Here is a 9132-nt window from a genome sequence, read left to right as displayed (position 1 = left end):
CAGCGTCTCGAAGATCTCCGCGCGATCCATCGTGACGTCGAACGCGTGCTCGGCTCCCGGGACCACCGACAGCAATGCCTCGTGCACCGCGACGACGCCCAGGTCACGAGCGGGGACCGGACCCAGGACAGTGTTGATGGTCGCACCACCGGCGCTCGTTGTGTCCGTCATGGCAGCCTTTCGTCAGCGTCACGTCGTCGTGGCCGTCACGCGCGTCGTCCTGACTGACATGTTGTCCCCTCGCTTTACAACCTGTCAAACGAACGTCCGGGGTGCGGTAGACCCACGCCGTCCCGCAGGATCGGCTGTTGCAGGGCAATGCCCAGACGCACGTGGCCCCCGACCGGATGTCCGGTCGGGGGCCACGTGGAAACAGCCAGTTGTCAGGCCTGGGCCTTCTCGCCCTCCGAGTCAGCCGAGTCCGGGGAGTCAGCCGAGTCCGGGGAGTCCGCCGAGTCCGGGGAGTCAGGCGAGTCCGGGGAGTCAGGCGACTCGGCAGATGCCTGCTCCTCGTCGTCCTCGAGGTCTACCTCGGTGCCCGGCATCGCCTCGTTGAGGTCGATGACATTGCCCGCCGTGTCCTTGACGGACACCTTCTCGAGCACCGACGCAAGCGCCTTGCGGCGGGCGACCTCTGCGACCATGGTCGGGATCTGGCCCTCCTGGTCGAGCGACTGGGCGAAGGCGTTCGGGTCCATGCCGTACTGCTGGGCGTTCATGACGAGGAACTCGATGAGCTCGGCCTGCTGGACCTGCACCTCCTCCTTCTCGGCGATCGCGTCGAGCAGGAGCTGCGTCTTGAGGCCCTTGCGGGTGTTCTCGTCGACCTCGGCGCGGTGCTCGTCGTCCTCGAGCCGTCCCTCGCCCTCGAGGTGGGAGTGCACCTCGGCCTCGATGACGCCCTCGGGCACCGGAACCTCGACCCGCTCGAGGATGACCTCGAGCAGCTTGTCGCGGGCGGCCACACCCTGCGCGAACTTGGCCTCCGTCCCGGCCTTCTCGGTGAGGTCGGCCTTCAGCTCCTCGAGCGTGTCGAACTCCGAGGCGAGCTGGGCGAACTCGTCGTCGAGCTCCGGAAGCTCACGCTCCTTGACCGACAGTACGGTGACCGTGCAGTTGGCGTCCTGGCCCTCACGGTCGCCTCCGGCGAGCGGTGCGGTGAACGTCTTCGTCTCGTCGGCCTGCATGCCGATGAGGGCCTCGTCCATTCCCTCGAGCATGTTGTTGCTGCCCACCTCGTAGGACACACCCTTGACCGCGTCGACCTCCTCGCCGTCCACGTCGGCCGACAGGTCGATGGACACGAAGTCACCGTCCTGGACGGGCCGCTCGACGCCCTTGAGGGTGCCGAAGCGGGCGCGCAGCGCGTCGAGGCGCTCCTCCACGTCGTCGTCGGAGACGGTCGCCTCGTCGACGGTCAGCTCGAGGTCCGAGAAGTCGGGCAGCTCGATGTCGGGGCGCCGGTCAACCTCCGCGATGAAGGTGAAGTCCTCGCCATCGGTCGCCGGCACCTTGAGGTCGGTGATCTCGGGCTGGCCGAGCGGACGGACGGAGTTCTCCTCGAGGGCCTTGCCGTAGAGCTCCGGCAGCGCGTTGTTGACGGCCTCCTCGAGCACGGCGGCACGACCGACGCGCTGCTCGATGATCCGGGCCGGGACCTTGCCTCGGCGGAAGCCCGGCACCTGGATGTGCTCACCAATGTGCTTGATGGCCGCATCGAGGCTCGGCTTGAGCTCCTCGAACGGGACCTCGACGGTCAACTTGACCCGGGTCGGGCTGAGGGTCTCGAGCGCACTCTTCACTGCGGGTACTCCAAGGGGGCTGTGGAACGTGGAATTGGGGATGAGGCAACGGCTCACGCCCGCTGGGCGCACCGACGCACCATGCTATAGGCCGACGCGTCCCCGCACTAAATGCGCTCCTCCTATGCTCGGCCCATGTCCTCGCCGCGTCCGTCACCCACTCCCGACGACAATGCCGTTGCCGACGGGCTCGCCGCACTTCGACCGCTCCAGCTGCTCAGTGTCGCGATCGGCATGGGCGCCCTGATGATCACGGCGACGCGGATCCTCGTCGACCCGGAACCGGTTCCGCCCTCGTGGCTGGCCGTCGGCATCGTCCTCGCATCGGTCGTCGCGGCGACCGGGGTCATCGTGGTCTTCGGCTACTCGGTCCCGTCCCTTCCCACGGGCCTCCCGCGCGAGAACGCCGCCCGGACGAGCCTGCACTACTTCGGGTCGACCACGGTCCTGCGCTCCGCCGTCGCCGAGATGCCGGTGCTCGTCGCGTTCGCCGCATCCTTCGTCGTGACCCCGCACTCCTGGCTGCCGCTGCTCGTGGCCCTCCCCGTTTCCGCGGCGCTGTTCTGGTGGCACGCCTGGCCGTCGCCGCGGGCCGCCGCCGCGGTCGAGAAGGGCCTGGAGGCGGAGGGCGCCGAGAGCTTCCTCAGCGAGACCCTCGGCTTCCGTGCCGAGTGAGCACGGCGGCATACAACCCCATTGGCCGTATGCCGCTGTGCTGGGTCAGCTGACCGAGCCTCCCGAGCGCCAGTACAGTCCGTCGGCCCGGTCGAGGAAGCCCTCGTCCACGAGGTAGCGGCGCAGCGCCGCAACGTCGGGATGGAAGACGCGCAGCCGGGTGTTGACGGCCGTCTCGTCGTACTTCTCCCCCGGCTCGAACTCCTGCGCGAGGTGGTCGAGGACGACCAGGCGCTTGTGCAGCCGCGTCGGGATGTCGGTGAGCGAACCGTCGGGTGCGAGGAACGCGCGGAGCACCGCGTCCCTGTCCTGCAGGGCGGTGGGGAGGGAAGGTCGGTTCACGCCACCACCGTAGGCGCGAGGCCGACCGTGCCCAAGCCAATTTGGAGCGGGCGACGAGAATCGAACTCGCGTAATCAGTTTGGAAGACTGAGGCTCTACCATTGAGCTACGCCCGCAGGGCCGCTGGTTGGTCCGGCGATCCGAGGCGCTAGCCTACTGGTTCGCGTCCGGTCTCCACGAATCGACCCGCACCCGCGGGTCTCATCGTGTCCACTGGGCGCGACGGGGCATGGCGCAGCTTGGTAGCGCGTCCGCTTTGGGAGCGGAAGGTCGCAGGTTCAAATCCTGTTGCCCCGACCGTGTGATGTCTCAAGACATCGGAATACAGCCGGACCCACGAGTCGTGGGTCCGGCTGTTCTCGTTCAGGTGCAGCGACCGATGGTCTACACTCGGCCGTGTTCGTATTGCGCACGCTAGTGCGCATACCGGTCACTTGGAGGACATTCGCATGCCGAGCCACGCCTTTGTCTACGACGCCGTTCGGACGCCGTTCGGCCGGTTCGGCGGTGCCTTGGCCGGTGCCCGCCCGGACGACCTCGCAGCCCTCGTCGTGCAGCGGATCGTCGAGCGTGCCCCCGGGCTCGCCGGTGACGGCGCCGCGGAGCACGTGGACGAGGTGGTCCTCGGCAACGCCAACGGTGCCGGCGAGGAGAACCGCAACGTCGCGAGGATGGCGGCCCTCCTCGCAGGCCTTCCGACGAGCGTGCCGGGCTCGACCGTCAACCGGCTGTGTGGCTCGAGCCTGGACGCAGCCATGGTCGCGTCGCGGTCCATCGAGACCGGTGACGCCGACGTGGTGCTCACCGGTGGGGTCGAGTCGATGACCCGGGCGCCCTGGGTGCTGCCCAAGACCGAGAAACCGTACCCGGCAGGCAACCTGAGTCTCGCCTCGACGACGCTCGGGTGGCGCTTGGTGAACCCCGCGATGCCGGCCGAGTGGACGGTGTCGCTCGGCGAGGCGACCGAGCAGCTCCGGGAGAAGTACGCCATCACCCGGGACCGTCAGGACGCCTTCGCGGAGCGGTCCCACCGTCTGGCCGACCAGGCGTGGTCCGACGGGTTCTACGACGACCTGGTCGTCGCGGTGCCCGGTGTGGAGCTCTCGCGTGACGAGTCCATCCGGCCCGACACGACGGTGGAGCGGTTGGCCGGCCTCAGGACATCCTTCCGCAAGGAGGGCGGCACGGTGACCGCGGGCAACGCGTCACCGCTCAACGACGGCGCCTCGGCGGTGCTGCTCGGCAGCGAGCGGGCCCAGCGCGAGCTCGGCCTGGACCCGATCGCGCGGATCGCGGGTCGCGGGGCGAGCGCGAACGAGCCGCAGTTCTTCGGCTACGCGCCGGTCGAGGCAGCCAACCGGGCGCTGTCCCGGGCCGGCATCACGTGGGAGGACGTGTCGGCGGTCGAGCTGAACGAGGCCTTCGCGGCCCAGTCGCTGGCGTGCATCGACGCCTGGGCGATCGACCCGGAGATCGTCAACCGGCATGGTGGGGCGATCGCCATCGGGCACCCCCTCGGCGCCTCCGGTGGGCGGATCCTCGGCACGCTCACCCGCGACCTGCAGCGCACCGGGGAGCGATGGGGTGTCGCCTGCATCTGCATCGGCGTGGGTCAGGGCCTCGCGGTCGTGCTCGAGAACGTCTCGTCACGGTGAGTGAGCCCGACCGCGGGCGCAAGCTCAGCGGCATACGCAACATGCTTGACGGGGAAGGAAACCCACATGCTCAGTGTCTCTGACAGCGCCAGGGAGGCGGTTGCGGACGTCCCCGACGGTGCCACCGTCCTGATCGGCGGCTTCGGCACGGCTGGTCAGCCCGTCGAGCTCATCGAGGCCCTCGTGGACGGCGGCGCCACCGATCTCACCGTGGTCAACAACAACGCCGGCAACGGTGAGTCCGGGCTGGCGGCACTCATCGCGGCAGGCCGCGTGCGCAAGATCATCTGTTCCTTCCCGAGGCAGCACGACAGCCACTACTTCGACGCGAGGTACCGCGCCGGCGAGATCGAGCTCGAGCTCGTCCCGCAGGGCAACCTCGCGGAGCGGATTCGCGCGGCCGGCGCGGGGATCGGCGCCTTCTTCACCCCGACCGGCTATGGAACGCAGCTGGCCGAGGGACGGGAGGTTCGCGAGATCGACGGGCGCCACTTCGTCCTCGAGTACCCGATCCGCGGCGACTACGCGCTCGTCAAGGCGCACCGAGCCGACGAGGTCGGGAACCTCACCTACCGCAAGACCGCCCGGAACTTCGGCCCGATCATGGCCGCCGCCGCGACGACGACGATCGTCCAGGTGCACGAGCTCGTCCCGGTCGGCGGCATCGACCCCGAGGTCGTCGTGACCCCGGGCATCTACGTCGACCGCGTCCTCGTCGTCCCGACCGAGGCGACCCCGCCACCGGAGGAGGGCCAGTGAGTACCAGGACGAACCCGACGCACACGTCCAGTGGGGGGACCGGCCGGCTCGGCAAGCACGCGCTCGCCGCGCTCGTGGCCGCCGACATCCCGACCGGCGCCTACGTCAACCTCGGCATCGGCCAGCCCACGCTGGTCGCGGACCACCTGTCACCCGAGCAGCGCGTCACGTTGCACACGGAGAACGGCATGCTCGGCATGGGCCCCGCGGCTCACGGTGACGACGTCGACCTCGACCTGGTCAACGCCGGCAAGATCCCCGTCACCGAGCTGCCTGGGGCCTCCTACTTCCACCACGCCGACTCCTTCGCGATGATGCGCGGCGGGCACCTGGACATCTGCGTCCTCGGCGCCTACCAGGTGGGCGCCAACGGCGACCTGGCCAACTGGCACACCGGCGATCCGGGCGACATCCCGGCCGTCGGGGGGGCCATGGACCTGGCCCTGGGCGCCAAGGAGACGTACGTCATGATGAGCCTCCTGACGCGCGACGGCGAGAGCAAGCTCGTCGAGACGTGCACCTATCCGCTGACGGGGATCGGCTGCGTCACCCGGGTCTACACCGACGTCGCGGTGTTCCTCATCCGTCCCGAAGGCGTCCTCGTCCGCGAGACCCACGGGATGTCGTTCGAGCAGCTCGGGGCCATCGTGCCCGTGCCGTTGGCCCGGGGCTGAGCTGCACCACGCACTGCTCACTCGACGAGGTCGAGGCGCAGCTCGTGGATCTCCCGGCCCACCGCCCTGCCCTTGGCCTCGAAGCCGGCCTGGGGGCGCCACGGCGGACGCGCGACCCGGCTCACGCGAAACCGCGGGTGCCGGGCAGCCTCCACGAGAACGTGCTCGGCGTAGAAGCCCTGGTCGGTGGCGATGAGGACGTGACCGCCGGGTTTCAGGACGCGGGCGAGCAGGTCGAGGTTCGTGGGCGAGACGAACCTGCGTTTCGTGTGCTTCTTCTTGCGCCACGGGTCAGGGAAGAAGAGGTGGATCGCGTCGAAGGTCCGGTCGGCGACCCGCTCCTCGAGGAAGACGACGGCGTCCCCCTGCTCGACAAGAAGGTTCGGCACTCCGGCCTCGGCCGCGGACGCGAGCATCCGGGCCAGGCCCGGACTGTGCACGTCCATGGCCAGCACGTCCCAGGAAGGGAACTGTGCGGCATACGCGATGGCGGCGTGGCCATGGCCACAGCCGATCTCCAGCACGACCGGCGCGACGCGCCCGAACGCGCGCTCCGGATCGAATCGGCCGGCCGGCAAGGCACGCGCCGGACCGAGCCGCTCGAGTCGGTCGAGCGTGAGGGCGGAAAGTCGCCCACGCCTGACGAAGCTGCGGACCCGAGCCGGCGTCACCCCTTCAGGCAGGTCGGGCACGTCGTGGGGCTCGCGGCGCGCCCCGGCGAGATCGCGCTGGTGGGCGGGTTCGTTCACCCCGGCATCGTAGTGACGTGGCCCGACCGGCTGTCTTGTCCCCACTCGCTGCCGACCCTCGCAACGGCGTGCCCTCCCAGCGCGCTCCAGCCGCCGGTCAGCGTCGCCAGATCGTCACGACTGCGCGGTCGTCTGCGTGCCCGGCGAGCGCGTGGTCGCAGAGGCGTTGGGCCAGACCCTCGAACCCCGTGGTGACGAAGGACTCGGCGCGTCCCAGCATCCGGTCGATCCCGTCGATGAGGGCCTTGTCACGCGCTTCGATGACGCCATCGCTGTAGAGGACCAGGGCGTCGCCCCGTCGAACGGTTCCGGTCTCGCGCGGGTAGTCGGCGCTCTCGACGACCCCGAGGAGCGGGCCGCGCCCACCGGAGAGCATCCGCCACCGACCCGAGCCCGCAGCGAACTGGGCCGCGGCCGGGTGCCCGGCGTAGCCGATCGAGAAGTCACCGCTGTCGAGGTTGATGGCGACATGGACCGCGGTGGCGAAGCCCTCGGACCACCGGAGCCGGAGCAGATGGTTGTTGGCCGCGTTGAGGAAGCCGTCCTCGCTCATCTCGCCGAGCAGCCCGCCAAGGGCGCCGGAGAGCAGCAACGAGCGGGTGCCGGCCTGACGCCCCTTGCCGGAGACGTCGACGAGGGCGATCTCGAGCATCCTGCCGTCGGTGGAACGGCCAGCGACGACGAAGTCACCGGCGAAGCTGTCACCGTACGCCGACTCCAACGCCAGCTCCGCCGACCAGTCCGGAGGCAGCTCGGGCAGCTCCCCCTGGGCCTTCAGGCGGTCACGCATGTCGACGAGCATCGACTCGCCGCTCACGCCCACCACGCCGACCTGGGCGCGAGCATGCGCGAGCCAGATCATCAGCAGCATGATCGCCAGCGTGACGACCTCGGTGCCGAAGGTCGCTCCCTTCCGGTCCCCCAGCGCCGCGCCGACCACCGCCAACGTGGTGAACAGTGCGATGTAGACGACGACGAGGTGCCCGGGCTCGAGGAAGAGCCCAGCGATGACGACGAGCAGCGCGAAGATCCCCCAGGGCGTGTGTTCGGGCCACGTCGCGATGGCCCAGCCGGCCCCCAGCCCGGTCAGGATGAGAGCGACGACGAGAAGCCAGGGCTCGCGCGACATCCAGGGCACGAGCATGCGGGCGCGGCGGATCGTGCCAGTGGCGATGGCGGGGCGTTGAGAGGCGTAGCTCTCGTTGAGGGCCACGGGCCTCCATCCATGGATCGAAGGGGCCTGGAGGGCGGGCAGCGATCCTCGTCGTTTCAGTTGGTCGTTCAGTCGGTCCGGTCGGGCAGCGCGGGGAGGGTCTGCTCGCTCTCGTACGCCGAAACCATACCCACGCGGCGACGGTGCCGCTCCGCATCCGAAAATTCTGTGGCCAAGAAGGTATCGACGATCCGGTTGGCCTCCTCCTGGCTCGTGAACCGTGCCCCGATGGAGACGACCTGCGCGTCGTTGTGCTGTCGGGCGAGGGCGGCAAGCTCGGACGATGCGCACAGGGCGGCGCGAATGCCGCGGACCTTGTTCGCCGCCATCTGTTCACCGTTCCCGGAGCCGCCGAGCACCACTCCACGAGAACCGGATTCGGCCGCCACGGCCTCCGCGGCACGCAGCACGAACGCGGGATAGTCGTCCTGCTCGTCATAGCGGAACGGGCCGTGGTTGACGACCTCGTGGCCGGCGCCCTCGAGATGCGCGATGAGGGTCTGCTGCAGCTCGTAGGCGGCATGGTCGCCGCCGATGTGGATGCGCATGTACGTCCTGGTTCAGTGAGGAAGCGTGCGTCAGGTGAGAATAGGGCCCTGGGTCCGGGTCCGCTTCAGCTCGTAGAACCCCGGCGTGCCGGCGACGAGCACGCACCCGTCCCAGAGGCGTGCGGCGTCCTCGCCCCTGGGGGAAGGAGTCACGACCGGCCCGAAGAAGGCGACGCCCTCGACGGAGATGATCGGCGTGCCCACGTCCGTGCCGACGAGGCTGATCCCCCTCTTGTGGCTGCGTCGCAGGGCCGCATCGTGCGTCTTGTGGTGCGCTGCGGCGGCGTGTCGCTCGGGCAGCCCCACCTCGGCAAGGGACTCCCGGATGACCTGGTCGAAGTCCTTGAGCTTGCCGAGATGGATCCGAGTCCCCATCGCGTCGTAGAGCGGTTTGACGACGCCCGGGCCGTGCTCCTCGGCAGCCGCGATGATCGTGCGCACGGGACCCCAGGCGTTGTCCAAGAGGGAGCGGTACGCGGCGTCGAGATCCCGGTGCTCGTTGAGGACGGCCAGGCTCATCACCGACCACGTGACCTCGATGTCGCGCAGGTGCTCGACCTCCATGAGCCACCGAGACGTCATCCATGCCCACGGACAGATCGGGTCGAACCACATCTCCACGTGCTTGCGCTCGGTCACCATGGCATCATCCTCGCACTCAGATCGGCACCTCCCGTCGGTCGGTGGGCAGTGGCCGATCCAGCCCCCATCCGTG

General features: G+C 69.4%; 10 protein-coding genes and 2 tRNA genes. 5 read left to right on the top strand and 7 right to left on the bottom strand.

From position 1 onward, the window contains the following. Nucleotides 1-383 precede the first annotated feature (383 nt). A complete protein-coding gene (gene tig, locus VJN29_RS01310) occupies nucleotides 384-1802 on the bottom strand; it encodes a trigger factor (RefSeq protein ID WP_324141611.1) in 1419 nt (472 codons plus the stop codon). Nucleotides 1803-1937: 135 nt separating this feature from the next. Here tig and VJN29_RS01305 point away from each other — a divergent pair, with 135 nt between their 5' ends. Next, nucleotides 1938-2477 carry a hypothetical protein gene (locus VJN29_RS01305; RefSeq protein ID WP_324141609.1) on the top strand — a complete coding sequence of 180 codons (540 nt, stop codon included), beginning with the start codon at nucleotides 1938-1940 and terminating at the stop codon, nucleotides 2475-2477. A gap of 45 nt (nucleotides 2478-2522) precedes the next feature. Here VJN29_RS01305 and VJN29_RS01300 read toward each other — a convergent pair whose 3' ends face one another. Both VJN29_RS01300 and VJN29_RS01295 read right to left on the bottom strand, forming a co-directional pair. Next, nucleotides 2523-2819 carry a DUF2087 domain-containing protein gene (locus VJN29_RS01300; RefSeq protein ID WP_324141607.1) on the bottom strand — a complete coding sequence of 99 codons (297 nt, stop codon included), beginning with the start codon at nucleotides 2817-2819 and terminating at the stop codon, nucleotides 2523-2525. Between the two features lie 42 nt (nucleotides 2820-2861). Beyond that, nucleotides 2862-2935: transfer RNA gene (locus tag VJN29_RS01295), tRNA-Gly, on the bottom strand. Between the two features lie 107 nt (nucleotides 2936-3042). Between VJN29_RS01295 and VJN29_RS01290 the strand changes: the two genes are divergently transcribed. The 4 genes from VJN29_RS01290 to VJN29_RS01275 all read left to right on the top strand — a co-directional run bounded on the left by VJN29_RS01290 (nucleotide 3043) and on the right by VJN29_RS01275 (nucleotide 5907). Then, nucleotides 3043-3116: transfer RNA gene (locus VJN29_RS01290), tRNA-Pro, on the top strand. Nucleotides 3117-3268: 152 nt separating this feature from the next. Further along, a complete protein-coding gene (locus tag VJN29_RS01285) occupies nucleotides 3269-4474 on the top strand; it encodes a thiolase family protein (protein ID WP_324141605.1) in 1206 nt (401 codons plus the stop codon). 66 nt (nucleotides 4475-4540) lie between these two features. Next, nucleotides 4541-5233 carry a 3-oxoacid CoA-transferase subunit A gene (locus tag VJN29_RS01280; protein WP_324141603.1) on the top strand — a complete coding sequence of 231 codons (693 nt, stop codon included), beginning with the start codon at nucleotides 4541-4543 and terminating at the stop codon, nucleotides 5231-5233. Continuing rightward, nucleotides 5230-5907, top strand: a complete 678-nt coding sequence (locus VJN29_RS01275; RefSeq protein ID WP_324141601.1) for a 3-oxoacid CoA-transferase subunit B — start codon at nucleotides 5230-5232, stop codon at nucleotides 5905-5907. The genes VJN29_RS01280 and VJN29_RS01275 overlap by 4 nt, the downstream gene beginning before the upstream one ends. A 17-nt stretch (nucleotides 5908-5924) precedes the next feature. On the opposite strand, the gene trmB is transcribed toward VJN29_RS01275, so the two are convergent. The 4 genes from trmB to VJN29_RS01255 form a co-directional block, all read right to left on the bottom strand. Further along, complete coding sequence (trmB, locus tag VJN29_RS01270; RefSeq protein WP_324141599.1) at nucleotides 5925-6656, bottom strand: tRNA (guanosine(46)-N7)-methyltransferase TrmB; 732 nt, start codon at nucleotides 6654-6656, stop codon at nucleotides 5925-5927. Nucleotides 6657-6753: 97 nt separating this feature from the next. Further along, complete coding sequence (locus VJN29_RS01265) at nucleotides 6754-7869, bottom strand: PP2C family protein-serine/threonine phosphatase (protein WP_324141597.1); 1116 nt, start codon at nucleotides 7867-7869, stop codon at nucleotides 6754-6756. Between the two features lie 68 nt (nucleotides 7870-7937). After that, entirely contained in the window at nucleotides 7938-8417 is a 480-nt protein-coding gene (locus VJN29_RS01260; protein ID WP_324141595.1) for a ribose-5-phosphate isomerase, read from the bottom strand. A gap of 30 nt (nucleotides 8418-8447) precedes the next feature. Continuing rightward, entirely contained in the window at nucleotides 8448-9059 is a 612-nt protein-coding gene (locus VJN29_RS01255) for a DsbA family protein (RefSeq protein WP_324141593.1), read from the bottom strand. Nucleotides 9060-9132 lie beyond the last annotated feature (73 nt).

It is taken from the genome of Intrasporangium sp. (genome assembly GCF_035280925.1).
Classification (GTDB): domain Bacteria; phylum Actinomycetota; class Actinomycetes; order Actinomycetales; family Dermatophilaceae; genus Intrasporangium.
The sequence above is the reverse complement of the archived record's forward strand: the minus strand, read 5'-3'. Positions and strand labels throughout refer to the sequence as shown.